The organism is Edaphobacter aggregans DSM 19364, from assembly GCF_000745965.1.
In the GTDB taxonomy this organism is placed as follows: Bacteria; Acidobacteriota; Terriglobia; order Terriglobales; family Acidobacteriaceae; genus Edaphobacter; species Edaphobacter aggregans.
Genome location: NZ_KN050790.1, coordinates 156,086 through 173,882, shown reverse-complemented (window position 1 = coordinate 173,882; position 17,797 = coordinate 156,086). Strand labels below are relative to the sequence as shown.

Annotated in this window: 11 protein-coding genes and 3 pseudogenes; 6 read left to right on the top strand and 8 right to left on the bottom strand. The window is 61.0% G+C overall.

Features of this window, described 5'->3' with window-relative positions:
* Positions 1 to 4 precede the first annotated feature (4 nt).
* The 3 genes from Q363_RS34585 (at position 5) to Q363_RS34575 (ending at position 4,050) form a co-directional block, all read left to right on the top strand.
* Positions 5 to 1,024, top strand: a complete 1,020-nt coding sequence (locus Q363_RS34585) for a ribonucleotide-diphosphate reductase subunit beta (protein ID WP_211256493.1) — start codon at positions 5 to 7, stop codon at positions 1,022 to 1,024.
* A 178-nt stretch (positions 1,025 to 1,202) separates the two neighbouring features.
* Positions 1,203 to 2,435: an FAD-dependent oxidoreductase gene (locus Q363_RS34580; RefSeq protein ID WP_035359582.1), complete on the top strand. Its 1,233-nt coding sequence runs from the start codon at positions 1,203 to 1,205 to the stop codon at positions 2,433 to 2,435.
* Positions 2,436 to 2,454: 19 nt separating this feature from the next.
* Positions 2,455 to 4,050 (top strand): sodium:solute symporter family transporter, encoded by a 1,596-nt coding sequence (locus Q363_RS34575; protein WP_035359580.1) that lies wholly within the window; start codon positions 2,455 to 2,457, stop codon positions 4,048 to 4,050.
* Here Q363_RS34575 and Q363_RS47410 read toward each other — a convergent pair.
* The 5 genes and pseudogenes from Q363_RS47410 to Q363_RS34555 all read right to left on the bottom strand — a co-directional run bounded on the left by Q363_RS47410 (position 4,031) and on the right by Q363_RS34555 (position 9,721).
* The gene (locus Q363_RS47410; protein WP_425387831.1) at positions 4,031 to 4,384 is read right to left on the bottom strand and encodes a substrate-binding domain-containing protein; all 354 of its coding nucleotides are present in this window, start codon (positions 4,382 to 4,384) and stop codon (positions 4,031 to 4,033) included. The genes Q363_RS34575 and Q363_RS47410 overlap by 20 nt on opposite strands.
* 44 nt (positions 4,385 to 4,428) lie before the next feature.
* Positions 4,429 to 5,061 (bottom strand): annotated as a pseudogene (locus Q363_RS34570) (LacI family DNA-binding transcriptional regulator); the annotation flags it as partial.
* Between the two features lie 65 nt (positions 5,062 to 5,126).
* Positions 5,127 to 6,023 (bottom strand): IclR family transcriptional regulator, encoded by an 897-nt coding sequence (locus Q363_RS34565; protein WP_084081050.1) that lies wholly within the window; start codon positions 6,021 to 6,023, stop codon positions 5,127 to 5,129.
* Between the two features lie 50 nt (positions 6,024 to 6,073).
* Positions 6,074 to 7,119, bottom strand: a pseudogene (locus tag Q363_RS34560) (glycoside hydrolase family 88/105 protein).
* 199 nt (positions 7,120 to 7,318) lie between these two features.
* Entirely contained in the window at positions 7,319 to 9,721 is a 2,403-nt protein-coding gene (locus Q363_RS34555; RefSeq protein ID WP_035359575.1) for a glycosyl hydrolase family 95 catalytic domain-containing protein, read from the bottom strand.
* A 399-nt stretch (positions 9,722 to 10,120) separates the two neighbouring features.
* Between Q363_RS34555 and Q363_RS34550 the strand changes: the two genes are divergently transcribed.
* The 3 genes from Q363_RS34550 (at position 10,121) to Q363_RS34540 (ending at position 14,693) form a co-directional block, all read left to right on the top strand.
* Positions 10,121 to 11,119, top strand: a complete 999-nt coding sequence (locus Q363_RS34550) for an alginate lyase family protein (RefSeq protein WP_169747249.1) — start codon at positions 10,121 to 10,123, stop codon at positions 11,117 to 11,119.
* Positions 11,120 to 11,256: 137 nt separating this feature from the next.
* Positions 11,257 to 12,420, top strand: a complete 1,164-nt coding sequence (locus Q363_RS34545) for a glycoside hydrolase family 27 protein (RefSeq protein ID WP_035359573.1) — start codon at positions 11,257 to 11,259, stop codon at positions 12,418 to 12,420.
* Between the two features lie 41 nt (positions 12,421 to 12,461).
* Positions 12,462 to 14,693, top strand: a complete 2,232-nt coding sequence (locus tag Q363_RS34540; RefSeq protein WP_035359572.1) for an endo-alpha-N-acetylgalactosaminidase family protein — start codon at positions 12,462 to 12,464, stop codon at positions 14,691 to 14,693.
* A gap of 17 nt (positions 14,694 to 14,710) precedes the next feature.
* On the opposite strand, the gene Q363_RS34535 is transcribed toward Q363_RS34540, so the two are convergent.
* The 3 genes and pseudogenes from Q363_RS34535 to Q363_RS45200 all read right to left on the bottom strand — a co-directional run bounded on the left by Q363_RS34535 (position 14,711) and on the right by Q363_RS45200 (position 17,619).
* Complete coding sequence (locus Q363_RS34535) at positions 14,711 to 16,669, bottom strand: ulvan lysase-like protein (protein ID WP_035359570.1); 1,959 nt, start codon at positions 16,667 to 16,669, stop codon at positions 14,711 to 14,713.
* A 211-nt stretch (positions 16,670 to 16,880) separates the two neighbouring features.
* Positions 16,881 to 17,222 (bottom strand): annotated as a pseudogene (locus Q363_RS45205) (OmpA family protein); the annotation flags it as partial.
* Between the two features lie 115 nt (positions 17,223 to 17,337).
* Positions 17,338 to 17,619, bottom strand: a complete 282-nt coding sequence (locus tag Q363_RS45200; protein ID WP_035359568.1) for a hypothetical protein — start codon at positions 17,617 to 17,619, stop codon at positions 17,338 to 17,340.
* Positions 17,620 to 17,797 lie beyond the last annotated feature (178 nt).

Below are 17,797 nucleotides of genomic sequence, written 5' to 3'. Positions count from 1 at the left end.
GAGAATGTCTATGACGATACCGAATGCGATCCTTGATCCTGGCCTATCGCTTACGCTGCGCCCGATGCGCTATCCGACTTTTTTTGAGATGTTCAAGGATGGAATTAAGAACACGTGGACGGTGGAGGAGGTTGATTTTTCGACCGACCTGGTCGATCTGCGCTCGAGGCTGACCCGGGCGGAGATTCACCTGATTCAGCGGCTGGTTGCGTTCTTTGCGACGGGAGATTCGATCGTATCGAACAACCTTGTGCTGAATCTTTACAAGCACATCAACTCGCCTGAGGCGCGGCTGTATCTGTCGCGGCAGTTGTTTGAGGAGGCCGTGCATGTGCAGTTTTATCTTACGCTGCTGGATAACTACGTTCCCGATCCGGAAGCGCGGGCGGCGGCGTTTGCGGCGGTGGAGAACATTCCTTCGATTACGAAGAAGGCGCAGTTCTGTATGCGCTGGATGGATTCGATCCAGCAGCTGGATGAGCTGAAGACGGCGGAGGAACGCAGGCAGTTTTTGCTGAACCTGATCTGCTTTGCGGGATGCATCGAAGGGCTGTTCTTCTTCGCGGCGTTTGCGTATGTATATTTTCTGCGGTCACGGGGACTGCTGAATGGGCTGGCCGCGGGAACGAACTGGGTGTTTCGCGACGAGAGCTGCCACCTGGAGTTTGCGTTTGAGGTGGTGAATGTAGTGCGTGCAGAGGAGCCGGAGCTGTTCGACGCGGAGCTTGAGCGGCAGATTGTCGAGATGATGACTGATGCGGTGGACTGCGAGCTGCAGTTTGCGGAGGATCTGTTGTCGGGCGGTGTTGCGGGGCTCTCTGTTCGAGAGATGCGGCAGTATCTGGGGTATGTTGCGGATTCGCGAGTGGCTCGGCTGGGGATGGAGCCGATCTTTGGGGCGAAGAATCCATTCGCGTTTATGGAGTTGCAGGATGTTCAGGAGCTGACGAACTTCTTTGAGAGGCGGGTTTCGGCGTACCAGGTGGCGGTGGCGGGAGAGGTGGCGTTTCACGAGGAGTTTTAGTGCGGTCGATGGAGGAGCCTTGATGGGATGGTGCTCCATGGAGTCGGCCCCTGCGCATTAGGGGAAAGTTTTTGTCTTGCGTTGAGCGGGTTTTCTTCTATAACTGAGGTTGAGCACACGCTTCTCTCCAAGCCACTTTTTTGAAGCTTGCCTTCCACCTCTTTCCAGGAGATGCGCGATGGATCGTCGTTTTTTTCTGCACGGCTCGGCTGCACTGATTGGATCGAGTGCCCTGGGGCTGACCGGATGCGCACGCAAGGCGGCGACTGTGTCCAATGCAGGAGTGATTGCTCCGCAGCTTCCGTTCTATGACGCGCTGGGGCCGATTCCGCCGATTCGCGCGCATGTCGATCGCATCTTTCGCATTACGGTGTGCCTGAGGCCGTTTCGCGCGGCGGGTCCGCGCATGGATGTGGAGCGGGCGGGCGAGCGGGTGATTGTGCATAACTACGGCCATGGGGGGAGCGGTTGGTCGCTCTCGTGGGGATCGGCTGATGTGGCGGTGCGGAAGGCGCTGGAGGCGGCGAACGGGGGAAGCGAGATTGCCGTGGTGGGTTGCGGAGCGCTTGGGTTGACGGCGGCGATCACGGCGCAGCGCACGGGGCTTCGGGTGACGATCTATGCGAAGGAGAGGCCGCCGTATGTGCGGTCGGCGAGGGCGACGGGGTCGTGGACTCCGGATTCGCGAATTGCACTGACCTCGGCGGCGGGGCCGGAGTTTGCGGCGCAGTGGGAGGCGATGGCGCGGACGTCGTTTGCGATGTACCAGAGCTACCTGGGGATGCCGGGATCGCCGATCGAGTGGACGGATCGCTACTCGCTTTCGGACGTGACGCATGAAGAGAGTACGGCGAAGATGCGGCAGATGGATACGCATGGGTTTGCCCACTACAACGGGAGGATCGCGGACCTGACGCCGCGGCCGCAGGAGATTCCGGAGGGCATGCATCCGTTTCCGACGAAGTATGTTTGGCGGAGTACTTCGCTGTCTTTCAATGTCGCCGACTACTCGCGTCAGCTGATGAATGACTTTCTGATCGCGGGCGGGAAGATCGAGACGCGGGAGTTTCGATCGCCGCAGGAGGTGGCTTCGCTGCCGCAGCCTGTGATTATCAACTGCACGGGATATGGGGCGCGGCAGCTGTGGTCGGATGAGAGCATTGTTCCGGTTCGAGGGCAGATTGCGTGGTTGATTCCGCAGGAGGGTGTCCACTACGGGCTCTACTACAAGGACGTCAATGTGCTTGCGCGTCGCGACGGTATCGTGGTGCAGTCGAACACGGGCGGGGAAGATTCGGGGTGGGACGACAGCAATGAGCAGCCGAATCGAGCAGAGGCGGAGGCTGACGTCGAGGTTCTGCAGGAGCTTTACAGCCGCATGGAGAAGATGAAGTCTGGCCGCGCGTCATGAGACGCTATGATCGAAGAGTTTGAGCTCGCCTGCAGCCAATCCGGTTACGTTTTCTATCGTCGGGCTTTATCTGATGGCGACTCTGGTGATTGGATACGTCTCGAGGAGAAGCTCAGGGACGTCGGCGCAGTTTCTTCATGCGGGGCGGATGCTGCCGACAGCAGTGACGTCGATCGCATTTCTGGCGGCGAACTGCGGTGCGCTGGAGATTGTGGGGATCGTCGCTGCGAGTGCGAAGTATGGGGCGCTGGCGCTGCACTTCTACTGGATTGGCGCGATTCCTGCGATGGTGTTTCTGGCGCTGTTCATGATGCCGATTTATGCGCAGAGCAGGGCACTGACAGTGCCGGAGTTTCTGCGACTGCGGTACGACGAGAGGACGCAGATACTGAATGCCGTCTCGCTGGCGGTGATGATGGGGTTCATCTCGGGGATCAGTTTATATGCGATCGCGTCGGTGATGCGCGTCTTTCTGGGATGGAATTTTCCTGAGACGGTTGCGCTGACGACGGTGGTTATCTTCGGCTATGTTGCGCTGGGTGGGTTGAAGGCGACGATTTACAACGAGATTCTTCAAGTCGGGATTACGGTCGCCGGATTGATTCCTCTGTCGTATCTTGTGCTGCGGCAGTTTCACGGGATCGATGGCTTGCGGAACAGTCTGCCGGGGGGAATACGGCACATGTGGACTACGATGCCGCTCGCTGATCGGGCCGGCGCGCCGATGGATGTAGTAGGAGTGGTGGCGGGGCTGGGGTTTGTGCTGAGCTTTGGATACTGGTGCACCGACTTCATGCTGATTCAGAGGGCGATGGCGGCGCGAGAGATTCGCGGTTCGATCAACACGCCGCTCTTTGCGGCGATTGCGAAGCTGGTGTTTCCGCTGCTTGTGGTAGTGCCTGGGCTGGCGGCTTCGCAGGTGCTGGCGGGGAGGGCAAGAAGCTTCGACGAAGCTCTTCCGGCGATGATGCTCCATTATTACCGGCCGGCGCTGCTTGGCGTGGGGTTTGCGGCGATTCTTGCGAGTCTGATGTCGGCGCAGGCGGGGAACATTTCGGCGATGTCGACGATCTGGACGCATGACCTCTATCGAACGCATATGGTGAGGAGCAAGAGCGATGCCCACTATGTGACGGTGGGGCGGCTGGCCACGGTGGGAGCGACGTGCTTCAGCATTGCAGCGGCTTACATTGCATTTCGTTACAGCACGCTGATGGACTATCTGCAGCTTGTCTTTTCGCTTTTCAATGCGCCGCTGTTTGCGACGCTGCTGCTGGGCATGTTCACGACGTGGGCCACGCCGGACGCTGGTTTCTGGGGGATGGCGATCGGGATGACGATCTCCATCGCGCATAACTTTGCGTTTCGCTTTCACCTGCTTCACTACGGCAGTCAGATGAGCGCGAACTTCTACGGCGCGGTGCTGGGATTCGCGAGTTGCCTGGCGGCGACGATGATGCTGAGCCTGCACACCCGACCGAAGCCGATGGAGGAGCTCGCCGGGATCACGTATCGGACGCGGCTTGCGGAGTCGGTGCGCGCGCCGCTAGCCTCGTGGGTGCTGGCGTTGCTGTTGCTGGGTGGATGCTTGTGGCTTAACGTGTACTTTCGCTGAGGGAAGTGACTACTCGCGGCATGGGGCGGTGGACCCGCGGACGACGAGGCTGGCTTTGATGGAATACTGCTGGCCGGGGGGCGTGCGGATTGGAGCGGAGGGTCTCGAGCGCCTTGAAGAAGAGGCCTGCGAGTTCGGAGCGCGATAGGCGCAGCGTCGTCATGGGTGGATGGAGGATGTCGGCGAGCTCGATGTCGTCGAAGCCGATGATGGAGAAGTTCTCCGGCACGGAGAGATTGTGCTTCTGGATGGAACGCAAAGCTCCGATCGCGGTGAGATCGTTGGCTCCGAGGATGGCGGTTGGGCGGCGGGTGAGGCTGAGCAGTTCGGCCATGGCCGTCTCGCCGGGCCGCCGGAGATGCGATAGTTGCCGGCGCGGATGAACTCGGGCTCGACCTTGAGGCCGTTGTTGTTCATGGCTTCGATGAAGGCGTCACGGCGATGGTCGGAGATGGTGGGGCCAACGGAGCCACCGATGTAGGCGATCCGGCGGTGCTTGAGGCGCTTCAAGTGCTTGACCGCCTCATCCAGTGCGCTTCCGTAGTCGATCAGGACGTCGCTGAGGCCTGGGCCAGTGAGGCGGCGGTCCATCGTGACGAGGGGGACGCGGTTGTGAATGAGTACCTCGATGGGCTCGGTCTCGATCTCGGAGGCAAGCAGAGCAACGCCATCGACCTTGCGAATGAGCATGCGGCGGATGGACTGCTGGATGCGCGAGGCATGGAAGTCGGTGGTGGCCATGAGCATGTCGCGGTTCCACTCGACCATGATTCGCTCGAAGCTGCGGATGAACTCGGGGAAGAAGGGGTTGGTGATGTCGGGGATGATGAGGCCGTAGGTGCTGCTCTTGCCGTGCTTCAGGGTGGTGGCGCTGCTGTTGGGGTAGAACCTGGTCTCTTCGATGACGCGGCGGACGCGCTCGGCCGTTGCCGGCGTGACGTTGTTGAAGCCGTTGATGACGCGCGATACCGTTGCGCTCGAGACGCCTGCGAGCTTCGCGATGTCACGCATGTCCATGCTGGGTCTCCTGGAAAGTAGGACGTGATCGAATAGAGGAAGTGCCGAACTCCTCTGGACTAGGTCAGGCGTCCCGATGTCCTTCTTTGCGCTGCGAGCGGAGACGAGGGACGCAGAATGGCGCCTTTGGTCTGCGGTCGCGCCGCTGAAGAGGTTCGATGCAACTCCGGAAGCGGCTCGCCGTTATAGCCGAGTTTACGCGATATCTCATCGGCGGCGAGACATAGAGCTCGTGCGAAGAGAGGGACCTTTTCGCGGATGAGCCGGACGACGGGGCCGGAGACGCTGAGGCCTGCGGCGACCTTGCCGTTGGCGTCGAGGATGGCGGCTCCGATGCAACGCGCGCCGGTGACGACCTCTTCGTCGTCCATGGCATAGCGGCGCTCGGCGCTGAGGGCGAGGTCTTTGCGGAGTTGGGCGACGCTGGAGATCGTTTTCGGTGTGCTGCGCTCGAAGCGGATTCCACGCAGGGCGTCTTCGAGGGCCATGGGTTCCATGCGCGAGAGGATTGCCTTGCCGAGCGCTGTGGAGTGCAGTGGGCGGCGCGTGCCTACCTGCGAGACGAGGCGGAAGGTGTGCAGGCTTTCGAGAACATCGACGTAGAAGACCTCGCGGCCGTCGAGGACGGCGAGATTGATGGTCTCGCCAGTGAGTTTCCAGAGCCGGTTGAGAATGGGCCGGCTGAGACGGCAGAGCGTGGTCTGGTAGGTGGTTCCACTGCCCAGGCGCACGAGCTTGGGGCCGATCATGTAGGCCTTGCTCTCGTCGCGGAAGAGATAGCCTGCGCCCTCTAGATGAGCGACGAAGCGATGGGCCGTGCTCTTGTTGAGCGCGGTGACATCGGCGATGTCCTTGAGGGGCAGGCCGCCGGGGGCGCGGTCGAGCACTTCGAGGATGCGAAGGACCTTGCCGACTACACCTACCGGAGCCGACTTCAATCTACGTTGGCCATTCATGCAGTACTCCCTTTCATTCCCTACTTTTTCCTGCGCATGCCGTTTGTGGGTCAGGCATGCTTTGAAGCACAATGCGACTGGCGCAGCTGCTCGTTCATGATGATGAAGGCGCCGAGTCCGTGGAAGTCATCTGTGTTGCGTGGACGGTTGAAGTAGTAGTTGATGTCTCCGACGTTGGTTCCGCCGCAGATGTTGGCGATGTGGGCCTGTCCGTCGGCGTCGACGGAGAGCTGGGTGAGCACGCCGCGATAGCCTTTGCAGGCGACCTCGAGCATCTTCCCGGGGATGTATTTGCGCTGGACGGCCATGTAGATTGTGTACGTATACATGGAAGAGCTGGAGGTTTCGAGCCAGTTTCCCGCGATGGCCCCCTTGTCGACGACCTGATACCAAAGGCCGGTTGCCGCATCCTGATACTTCGCATAGGCGTGGGTGAGTTGAACGACCTGGGCGATGAGCTCTTTGCGTTGCGGTGATTGTGGGGCAGGATCTCGAGCACTTCAATGAGCGCCATGCCGAACCAGCCGATGGCGCGGCACCAGAAGATGGAGGAGTGATGTGTGACGGGGTCGGCCCAGGGCTGAGCGCCGGATTCATCGTAGGCGTGCCACATGAGCCCGGTAGCGGGATCGTTGAGATGCTTGATGTAGATGAGCAACTGCTTGGCGGCTTCGTCGTTGGCGTAGGTCTCGTCCTGGAATGCCTTGCCGTAGCGGACGAGGAAGGGCATCGACATGAACATGCCGTCGAGCCAGAGCTGATGCTGGCGTGAGAGAGCGTGCCAGAGCCCGCCGTCCTCGGTGCGGGGATAGGTGTCGAGGCGGTGGCGAATGCTGTCGGCGGCCTTGCGGTACTTCTCCTGTTTCGTCTCGGCGTAGAGAACGAGAAGCAGGTTGCCGGGCAGCATGTAGTCGAGCGCCGAGATGGAGCGGTCGATGACGCCGTCCTCGGAGACGTGCTTGTCGACCCAGCCCTGGATGTAGTCGAGGTACTTCTTCTCGCCGGTGCGCTTGTAGACGAGGAACTGTCCGTAGAGGTAGAGCGATACGGCGTAGCCCCAGCCGCCGAGCTTCGTTGGGTCGGGCGTGCGCTGCATCGTGGCGTCGCAGAGGGCGCGGGACCAGTCGGTGACGGCCTGTGTCTCGGCGAAGAGGGGGCTCGTCAGGGGAGATTGCAGAAGGCTATTGGCGAAGAACGGCGCACTGGCCAGCAGGGGGAGAATCTCTTGGCGGGTTTTGATGGTCTTCCTTCTTTCCTTTGGTGCCAAAGCAAATTTCATATATCAAACAGAAGTTTTATTGTGCAGAGAGATGGTATGACTTTCCTGCCATCGTCTTCAACGAGATTCTTCCGCTGGCGTCCGGCTGCAGCGGGGAAGAGGCTCCGGAGAGGGTGACGGCGGCGTTGCCCCATGGGCTTTGGATGGTGAGAGGGCCTCCCTTTTCGCTGGTGAGGTCGATTGCGGTGACTTTGCCGTTGCGCTGCTGGCTGGAGACGAGGAAGGCTCCCTTGGCGCGGAGGCGAGTGAAAGAGGCGTCCATGGTCGCGGGCCAGTCGGGGAAGAGGCGCATGACGCCGTCTTCGTGTTGCAGCAGCATGGAGTTGAGGGCCTCGATGGAGCCTGCGGTTTCGATGCCGCCGCCGCCCTGGAAGACGGTGAGGTTGCTGGGACGCCACTGGTACTGGATGGCGGCCTTGAACTTCGCGACGAGATCGTCGGAGGGCCAGCCGATGCGAGCGGCGATGGGGAAGATCTTGCAGAAGCCGTTGTAGGAGTTGCCGCCTTTGGTTACGGACCAGGAGTGCATCTCCTCCATGGAGTTGCGTGCGATCTCGAGCTGGCGCGGGTCGCCGCCGATGGAGAGGTTCTCGCCGGGATAGACGGGGCCTTCGAGGTTGATGGGCTGGTCGCCCGGTTCGAAGGGGCCCTGATTCTTGATGTTGTTCTTAATGGATTCGGCGATGTAGTAGACGGTCTTGCCGTTGACGGTGCCGGATGGGTACGGAGTGAGCTGGTCGAGGAAGCTCTGCCAGATGGGGCGCATCTCGGCATCGACGCCGAGCACCTTGCTGGTCTCGATGAGCTCGCGCGCGACGCGGCGGGCGAAGCCGATGTCGAGGCTGGCGTTCAGGTCGTCACCGCCTTCGTGCGCGGAGGTGTGCTCGAAGATCCACTGCTTACCGGTTGTGTCGCGGACGGCGAAGTCGCGCCAGAAGGCGTCGAACTCCTTCATCGCCGGATAGAGCTTCGTGCGCAGGAACTCGCGGTCCTGGGTGTACTCGTAGTACTGGATGGTGGGGAGGAGGCTGAAGGTCCCGTTCGACTTCTGATCAGCGGGGAGCTTCTTCCAGTTTTTTTCCGCGGCGACGGGCACGGGTGCGGGAGGATCGGCGATGACGGTGAAGGGCGAGAAGGTGCGCTGGAAGGCGACGCCTTTGTATCCGGCTGCGGCGGTGCGATTCTTCTGCCAGGGAATTTGGGCGAGCACCATGCGGTTGTAGGGCTCGGCGAGCTCGGGGCGGTTGCTGGAGAAGACGCCGTAGAAGGGAGCCTCCTCGTTGTAGTTCATGAAGTAGCGGCCGCCCCAGCCGGCGTTGTCGGTGGTGAGGAAGTTTGACCAGAGGGACGGCGGCAGCTTGCCGGGGCGGCTGGAGGTGCCGAGAACGTAGAGGGCGCCGTAGTAATAGTCCTCGAGGACCTTGTCATGGACTTCGATGAAGGAGCGCAGCCAGAACTGCTTCCACCAGTCGAGGTGTTCGCGCTCAAGTGTGCTGACGCGGGCGGGCGTTATCGGCGCTGCCTGTTCGAGCGCGTGATCTGCCAGGGTGGCTGCACTGGGCCCGTTGGGGTTCATGCGCGCGTCGCTCTCAAATGACGTGATGATCCAGACGGAGGCGCCGGGTTTCAGCACGAAGCTTGCCGAGGCGCTGTTGGTTGCGGTGGTTGGGTCGATGAGCTTCGCTCCGAGCAACCGCACTGCGATTGCCGCTCGCGCCTTGTAGTCTGCCTCGCCGGTGAGGTTGTTTTCGCGAGTCGCCCATAACGCGCCATCGCGAATACCGGCAGCGCCAGGGAAGACGGTGTGGGCTTCGGGATCGGGCGCAGGCATGGCGAGCGTGAGCGTCAGCGGGACAGATGCGCCGCCGTCTGCTTTGACTTCGGTGAGGAAGAGATTTTCGTTCTCGGCGGTCCAGGAGCTCAGGTGAACGGTGGCTTCGCCGAGCTTGAGGGTTGAGTCGACGCGCGCGTGGAGGATGTCCTGATCGACGCGGTAGACAGTTTCGGGCTCACTTGCCTTTGCGGGGGAGGAGAGCGTCAGGTGGCCGAGGGAGAGGATCGACACCTCGGTGCTGTTGTGGCGGGTGTTCCAATGGGAGCCCCAGAAGTCGGACTTGCCGAACCAGAAGGTCTGCTGCGAGGGAAGGGGATCGCCGGCGACCACGCCGATGTCTCCGTTGCCCATCAGGGCTCCGGAGGTGTACTTCGAAGAGACGAGGTTTGCGGGTGACGCTGTGCTGACGCCGTGGATGCCGCTGAGGAGGGTCTCAAGTCGCGCCCACTCCTGCGACTGAGCCGTAGATCCGGTGGCACGTCCGGCTGGGCTCTTCTGTGCCGCGAGCGCTGTCGGAGAGGAGACTGCGCACAGCGTTACTCCCATGATTGCCAGGAGTGCGCTCCGGGCCGGTACTGTCATCATTTGCTGTTCCTGCCTTTGAAGGCCTCAACAGGGCGCTGCGCGGTCGTGCGTGCCAGCGGCACTCGCGACTCGGCTCCCGTTGGAGGAGATGATTGGGCCCAAATTGGCCAGCGCCCTTTGCAGCGACGGCAGTGCGGCACTCTGCGCAACCTAAAGTCCGTGCTACTTTTACGTGTCTCGAGATACGGGTGTCAATTGGAAAATGAAAATTGAGTTCAACTAATAAAATACTCTGCTATCCGCGAAACTTTACGTGCGGCCCTGCGTCCTAGCAGAATCATGGTGCAAAGAACACTCCATTCGGGATACAAAGTGATCCAATCTGGCTGTATGACTCCGCTTTTTCGCCGTCGGTCGCTGGCTTCGGTCTGCATAACTGTCTGGTTTCTTTTTGGTGCGATGATTTTGCACGCGGGGCCGCTGGGTTCGCCTTGGGATGGCAAGCCGATGAAGGCCACCGAGACTCCTTATGATTGTCCGGCGGTTGCGGACCTGCCTGTCGACTTTGTTACTGACGGCTTCTACGCGGACAACGATCCGACTCACTCGATAGTCGATCCGGTGAAGATGAAGGCTTATGCCGAGAGCTCCGGCCCGGTGAAGCGCGACGGCGATCAGGTGGTCGCCGCGGCGGACGCCTATCGGGCTACCGGCTCACTTGCGGCGGCTCGATGCGTAATTGCGCACATCGAGGCGAACGCTCGCAGGCACTCGCTTACCGGCAGGATGTCTTCGAGCCAGGCGTACTACGTGCAGGGCTGGGTGCTGGGCGCCGAGGCGATTGCGTACCTGAAGGTTCGCGGTTCGGGCGCTGTCTCGCGCGAGCAGGAGGCCGTGATCCTTCCGTGGATGAAGGCTGTTGCTGCTGAGACGTGCGAGTTCTACGACGCTCGCGAGAGGAAGGACCCGGCGTCGCAGAACAATCACCTCTACTGGGCCGCAGTGGAGCTGGCGGCGGTGGGGATCGCTGCGGACGATCGCGCAGACTTCGACTGGGCGATGCGTGCAGCTCGCGAGGGCATCGCCGCGATCCGTCCGGACGGTACGCTGCCGCGCGAGATGGCGCGTGGTGCCCGCGCTCTCCACTACCATCTGTACGCAGCCGCACCGCTGGTGATGCTGGCTGAGCTTGGAATGCCGAACGGGATCGATATTTACTCCGAGCGCGGCGGGGCGCTGAGGCATCTTGTGCAGGTCTCGACGGATGGGCTGCTCGATCCTTCACCCTTCGAGAAGGCGTCGGGCATCAAGCAGGAGGTTCGTCTACCGCCTACGGGCGAGGCCATCGGCTGGGCTACGCCGTACAACCGCCGCTTTCCCTCGCCGACGATTGCGAAGCTTCTAGGCGAGTGCACGAATACGGCTTACATGTATCTCGGTGGTTTGCCGCCGGGGTAGGTGCCAGGTCCAAGAAATAGATTCACCCATAGAAATGGCATCTCTCGAGAATTTGTCGCTTGCTCTGGCCAAGCGTTCACCTGTAAACGTATACTTTCACGCGTTCCGGCATTCCATTTCAGGAGACCCCTTCATTCATGGCCCTCGTTCGTTCTGCTCTTGCGCTCTTCGTTACCGCTGCTTTGGCTGCACCGCTCTATGCACAAGGTCCCGCTGCCACTCCTCCGATGGGGTGGAACAGCTGGAATCACTTTCGCGACAAGGTGGATGACAAGACGATCCGGGCGACCGCCGACGCTATGGTCTCGAGCGGCATGCGCGATGCGGGCTACGTGTACGTGAACATCGATGACACGTGGGAGGGGGAGCGCGACGCACAGGGCAACATTCAGGCCAACAGCAAATTTCCTGACATGAAGGCACTGGCCGACTACGTTCACTCGAAGGGCCTGAAGCTGGGCATCTACTCTTCGCCGGGCGCCAAGACCTGCGCAAAGTACGAGGGCAGTCTGAACCATGAGGAGCAGGACGCGCGGACGTATGCGGCATGGGGGATCGACTATCTGAAGTACGACCTGTGCGGCCTTCGCGAGCAGATGAAGGCATCGCCTTCGCCTGAGGCGGCGCACAAGATCATGGTCGATGCGTATATCAAGATGCGCGACGCACTGAAGGCGAGCGGACGTCCGATCGTTTACAGCCTGTGCCAGTACGGCAACGATGCGGTATGGGAGTGGGGAACTGAAGTGGGTGGCAACCTGTGGCGAACGACGGGGGACATCAGCGACAAGTACGCCAGCATGTCTGCGATCGGCTTCAGCCAGGCGGGGCTCGCGCGCTTCGCGGGTCCTGGCCACTGGAACGATCCTGACATGCTAGAGGTGGGCAACGGCGGCATGAACACGGAGGAGTATCGCACGCACATGAGCCTCTGGGCGATCCTGGCGGCGCCGCTGCTGGCGGGCAACGACCTGGCGACGATGACTCCGGAGACGGTTGCGCTGCTGACGAACCGCGGTGTGATCGCGATCGACCAGGATAAGGCCGGCAGGCAGGGCGATCGTGTGTGGGCCGAGGGGCCTGTTGAGGTGTGGATTCGGCCGCTTGCCGATGGATCGAAGGCCGTGGGGATCTTCAACCGCCATCCGGGGCCGCTGTCTCCCACGGTTGATCTTGCGAAGCTGGGCCTGAGCGGGAAGAAGGCGCGGGATGTGTGGGAGGCGAAGGAGATTACCCTGGCCTCTACCTACAAGGAGAGGATTCCCGGCCATGGCGTCGTGCTGCTGCGCGTGGCGAAGTAAACGCCGCTGCACGCCCAGTGAAGTACCGGAGATGACCAGAGATGCAGATTGTCGATGAAGCACTGAACCGCCGCTCGTTTCTGAAGCTTGGAGCGGCCGGGCTCGCTGCCGCAGGCGCGGAGTCGCTTTTGCCGCGCGTGCTTGGGGAGGAGCAGGGGACACGCCCTGCTCCCTCGCATCCCGTCACGCTGCGTTCGGCCGCGGTTGAGCTACTCCTCGATCCTGACGATGGTGTCCCGTACGAGTACCGGTTGCGCCGATCTGGCGTTCGCTTTGCGGGTGAGGGCTTCGGTCAGCCGCTCAAGGCGACGGTGCACAGCAAGGCTCCCTTTGGCTTTGCAACGGTTGCCGTGAGGCCTGCTGGCAACAGGATCAACGGCACGACGGCTGACTTTCACTTTACGGCGTTCTACGCTTCGAACGCGCCGGCGGCGGACTTCACGCTCCGCTACGCCCTTGAAGGCAGCACCGTTCGCGTCACTCTTGAGGATGTCAGGGAGCGGGACGGTTTTGAGTTCATCTCGCTCTCGATGCCGTCTCTTGTCGTGGTCAGCGAATCGGAGGACGGAGCGTGGCTGGCGCATGGCGACTCCGGCGGCGATCTTGTCGCGCTGAGTGATGCGAAGGCGGGGAAGCTGAGGCCGAACACGTTTTGGGGCGAGATCAACGGCATCCTGCCTGTCATCATGACCGGGCACTCCGGCGCTGTGTGCGTGCAGGAGACCACGGCTTATATGGACGGTACGCTGCTCGAGGTCTCGGGCTCGGCACCCAACCGCCGCGCAGCGATGGGTACAACGAAGGTGTATCGCGTTGATGGCAGTGCGTGCTATGACATGAACCTCGGGCGGGAGGCGCCGAAGAGCTGCGACAATCAGCAGACTCCCAATCTGATTGTTGAGCAGAAATCTTCTATGCGGTTGGACTTCCTTGAGCCGGAGGCGGGGCGCAGGCCCACCTGGATCGACGGAGCGAAGCTTGTACGCGCGCGCATGCCGGCGATCCCCAGCCACTTCTACGACGACAAGTTCATCTATGGCATTCGCACCGACGAGCCTACCTTTCCGCAGCCCTCGGCGACGTTCGAGCACTGCGAAGAGATGATACGGGATATGCACGCGCTGACGGACGGTTCGCCGCAACTGGTTCACCTGTGGGGCTGGCAGTTTCGCGGCAAAGACACTGGCTATCCCGCGGTGAATGTCGTCGATGAACGCATTGGCGGGTACGAGGGGATGATGCGCCTGATGGAGCGCGCAAAGAGATACAACGCCACGGTTTCGCTGTCGGACAACTATGACGATGCCTACCGTTCCAGTCCGGCGTGGGACGAAGAGATGATCGCGCGCAAGCCCGACGGCGAACTGTGGAAGAGCCGCAACTGGACCGGCGAGGTCTCCTACATTCAGGGTCTTGCGAAGTACATGGAGGGCCCCGGCGTAGAGCGCGTGCGCTACACCTGCGAACGCTACAAGCTGCCTGGAACGGTTCATGTCGATGTGCTGTCGTACTTCGCTATTCGCAACGACTGGGATCCGAAGCATCCGGCGAGTGGAATCCGCAACCTTGAGGCAGGTCGCTACAGGATTCTCGACGAGTTCAAGAAGCATGGCGTGGATGTGACCAGCGAGGGGCTGCGATATCCATACATCGGCAGGATGAGCATGTGCTGGTACGCGGGCGGCCCTGCGCCCTGTCCGTTTGGTGGGAAACCGGTGCCGATGATGGCGCTCGTCTACCGCAAGTCGACGACGTGGGGACGGGCGGGCAACCGCGGCGACTTGCCGCTGGCGCTGATGATGTTCAACGGTGAGTCGCAGCACAGCATCTTCAACGGCACGGTTTCCATCGCGCAGCGACTCGACGCCTTCTACCTTGCGATGGTGCCGTGGTTTCGACTACATACGCTCAACATTGAAGGCTTTGAGCGCATGGGGGACAAGACGGTTACTACGCTCGAGGGCGAGAGCAACCGCGTTGAGATCGACTGGGCGCGCAACGGGTACAGCGTCAGCTTCGACGGAGCCGAGGTTGCACGAGATAGCGCGACCTTCTGCCCGCTCGGCAACGATCGCATTGCGATGTATGCTGTCGCCGATGGACCTCTTACTGCCACGCTGCCCACCTCGTGGAACCCGGCTGATATTGCTGCACGCTCGCTCTTCGCCGACCGCAAGGAGGCGGTGAAGTTTGAGGTGAGCGGCCGCAAGGTTGCGGTGCAGATGCAGGCACGGCGTCCGGTGATGCTGTACCGGACTCAGTCGCTTGCGTAGTTTTGTGGAGGGCAGGACTAGGATTGGACTACCTCCAGCCGAACCTGAATCTCCTCACCCGGCTGCATTGTGACGGATAGGGGAACGCACTCGAAGCCGGGGACGAGGTTGAAGGTCCGCTCTTTTGGCAGCGTCGCGAAGCCCTGTTTTGCGTTGGTTGTTACGCTCAGAATTCCGCCTTGCTTCGCGATTCGAACCGCGTCGTGGCCCTGTTCCACGGCTTCACTGCTTCGTGAGACAACAGGAACGATCAACTCGATGGGAGCTTTGGCGCCGCCGCGTACTGTGGCGACGATCGCGACGGTGGTGTTGCTGAGCTTATAAACGAGTTGATAGTGAACCTCGCCTTCGGGGAGAGGCTTGTGTGCCGTGGAGAGCAAACGGCCGCGTGCTTCGAAGACGATCTCGTCCGGCGAGGCGTTCTTCGTCACGAGGGCATCGAAGTCGCTCAGGCTTGTGTAGGCTCGATCGCTCCTGCATTCGATTCGAGGAGTCAGCGTCATGTGCGGCGCATCAGTGAACGCCTGCTGGTTGGAGATCTCGATCATGGAGTACTCGGTCATGCTGGCGACGAGGATCGGACCGAGGCGCTGATGATAGAGCAGCGACAGTGCGCCTCCGGAGGCGTGGCCCGCTCCTGAACCTCCGCCGGACTGCACGTGCTCGACGTACTCCCAGTCGTAGTCGGTTACGGTTGCGCGCCATGAGCCGATTGCGGCGAGGCTGGTTGCGATCTCCGGGAAGGTCTTGACGCCGTACGCCTCGTCTCGCGGTAGAGTGGCCTTCGCTGCGGGCTCCGGCTTCGCGGCGCCACTATCGAGCACGGTTGCGAGTGCCTTGGCGTGCGTAAAGGTGTGGTGGATGCAAGGCTGATCGCCGTGTGCGAAGTAGTCGGGGCCGCCGTAGAGCAGTCCGTTGTGTGTGCAGGATGCCATCAGTTCGAGGTTGCGGCGAGCGACTTCAGCAAAGCGGGCATCGTGATCTGCGAGCAGGGCGTAGGCGGGGTGGCAGCCGTCGCTGGTGCGGCTTCCCCACCAGGTCCACTTGTAGTTGCGCGTCCCCCAGCTGTTGTCCCAGGCTCCATCGGGGAGCATGAACTCCATGTGCGCTTTGAGCGCCTTCACGGTCTGGTCGAGCACTGCCTTGTCGTTGGTGAGCAGCGAATAGAGCGCCAGCGCCGGAAGGGATTCTTCGACGTTATAGCCGAGATCGATGGGGTGACAGCCCTTCGGACTGCGCTCGTTCAGAGGATGACCTTCGCCGAAGAGCAGGCCATTTGACGTGAAGTAGTCAAGGCTGGTGTGCGCGAGCGCTCGGGCGCGGTCGAGGTAGCGCGATTCGCCGAGTACCTGTCCGCACAGAGCGAACGCGTAGGAGGAGGTAATAGGGTAGTTGATGTTTCCTGTCTCGATCGAGATGAAGCCGTCGAGGAACCTGGCTGCGCGAGCTAGCCTGTCGGTCCACTGGCGTTGAGTTGCCATGTCGAGCAGGGAGCCGTGATGATGCAAGGCCTCGGCGAGCGCGATGGCATGAAAGACCGTGATGCCCTTCCAGGAGCTGAGCGTGACGTCATTCACCCAACTTCCGTCAGCGCGGCTCACCTGGCGTTCCGTCCAGCTGTGGACGGCGAGCGCGGCGCGCAGGTACTTTGCGTCGCCCGTGGTATGCGAGACGTGCAGCAGAGGATAGATCGCGTCGCCGCATCGTCCGTGAACGAGGGTGCAGGCGGGACAGAGCAGAGCGCCGAGAAGTGCATCGTCCTGAATGTTGGTGACCTGATGCGCGAGGAGCCCGTCACACCAGGTCTTCAGGACCTCGGCGTAACAATTGGGCACGGAGTTCGTGGCGGTATGCCTGGGTTCTTCTCCGAGCAGTTGCGGGACGACAAGGCCTGAGGCGAGGGTGGCGGCGCTGGCGGCGGAGACGCGAAGTAGTTCTCTGCGAGTAAACCACTGGCTTCCATTTCGATTGTTCATCGAAGTAGATATTAGCCGGTCGAGAGGGGGCGGAGGAAAAAACTGTGACGGCTACGTGGGTTTTCCCTGGCGTACAGCCTGACGACGGCCATGTTTGGCGGCTTCACACCCGCGGTCAGCACCTACCTGATTCATCTGACCGGGCCGGAGTATTCAAAAGCTTAAGGGCAGCGGTGCCCCTATTGTTTCTGATACAACAACCCCGTTGTTGCTATTTCGCGACCGAAGCGCTGGCGATGGCTTTGTTCTGCAGAACGCGCACCACTACGCGACGATTCTCCGCTTGTCCTTCCGCGGTGTCTTCATTGCCGATTTGTTGGCTCTCTCCCATTGCGCCCGGCGCCAGCATTCTGGTGAGGGGAATGTGGCCCTGCTGAATCAGGAAGTTGGTTACGCCGTGGGCACGGTCTTCGCTAAGTTTCTGGTTCATGGCAGCACTACCAGTGGAGGAGGCGTAGCCTTTGACTTCGATCATGTAACCTTCGATGGTCTTGGCCTTCTCTGTCAACGCCAGAAGCTGTGGGTTGTATTTGGGATCAATGTCGACCTTACCGTTCCCGAAATAACCGTTGTCTCGTCGAGGATATAGTAATCGTCCAGTTGGCCGAAGCGTGCTACGGCCGCGTCGGTGGCTGCTTTATTCGAGGCAATCTTAGCCTCTTGTTCGGTCAGTTGCGCCTGCTGTTGCTGAGTTTGTACCTTCGTTTCGTGCATGCCGGCTTGAATGGCCTGAGCGCGTCCAAATCATTGCCTTTGAACTTGACTGACTTGGCTACCAAATCGTGTTGATCGTTGTAGGCGGCCTCTACGTTAACCGCCAAGCCCGGAATGAGAGCAGCCATCGACATCTCCTTCTTGCGGGCCTTGAACGCTCCCTGCACCTGATCTGCGTCGGTAGTATCGGTCAACAGGACGACAAGTTTCCCGGCATCCGAAGTCTGCAGAGTCATGTGTCGCCGTTTCGGGACTCGATCATGCCTTCGACCTTGACGGACTGGGCGGCGACTGTTGTGGTGGGCAATGAGAGGCCCAAGAGCGCCAAACTTACAAGACTGGGAATTCTAAGCCAAGACTCAGTCATGACCTTCTCCTTTAAGCTCGTTCCCAAACTCCAAGTCGATGGGCTTC

What these genes read in the sequence shown, in the direction of transcription:
- Q363_RS34545 (WP_035359573.1), top strand. Translation starts at nt 11,257, where the DNA reads ATGGCCCTCGTTCGTTCTGCTCTTGCGCTCTTCGTTACCGCTGCTTTG.
- Q363_RS34550 (WP_169747249.1), top strand. Translation starts at nt 10,121, where the DNA reads ATGATTTTGCACGCGGGGCCGCTGGGTTCGCCTTGGGATGGCAAGCCG.
- Q363_RS34535 (WP_035359570.1), bottom strand. Translation starts at nt 16,669, where the DNA reads ATGAACAATCGAAATGGAAGCCAGTGGTTTACTCGCAGAGAACTACTT.
- Q363_RS34580 (WP_035359582.1), top strand. Translation starts at nt 1,203, where the DNA reads ATGGATCGTCGTTTTTTTCTGCACGGCTCGGCTGCACTGATTGGATCG.
- Q363_RS45200 (WP_035359568.1), bottom strand. Translation starts at nt 17,619, where the DNA reads ATGACTCTGCAGACTTCGGATGCCGGGAAACTTGTCGTCCTGTTGACC.
- Q363_RS47410 (WP_425387831.1), bottom strand. Translation starts at nt 4,384, where the DNA reads ATGGCCGAACTGCTCAGCCTCACCCGCCGCCCAACCGCCATCCTCGGA.
- Q363_RS34555 (WP_035359575.1), bottom strand. Translation starts at nt 9,721, where the DNA reads ATGATGACAGTACCGGCCCGGAGCGCACTCCTGGCAATCATGGGAGTA.
- Q363_RS34540 (WP_035359572.1), top strand. Translation starts at nt 12,462, where the DNA reads ATGCAGATTGTCGATGAAGCACTGAACCGCCGCTCGTTTCTGAAGCTT.
- Q363_RS34585 (WP_211256493.1), top strand. Translation starts at nt 5, where the DNA reads ATGTCTATGACGATACCGAATGCGATCCTTGATCCTGGCCTATCGCTT.
- Q363_RS34565 (WP_084081050.1), bottom strand. Translation starts at nt 6,023, where the DNA reads ATGAATGGCCAACGTAGATTGAAGTCGGCTCCGGTAGGTGTAGTCGGC.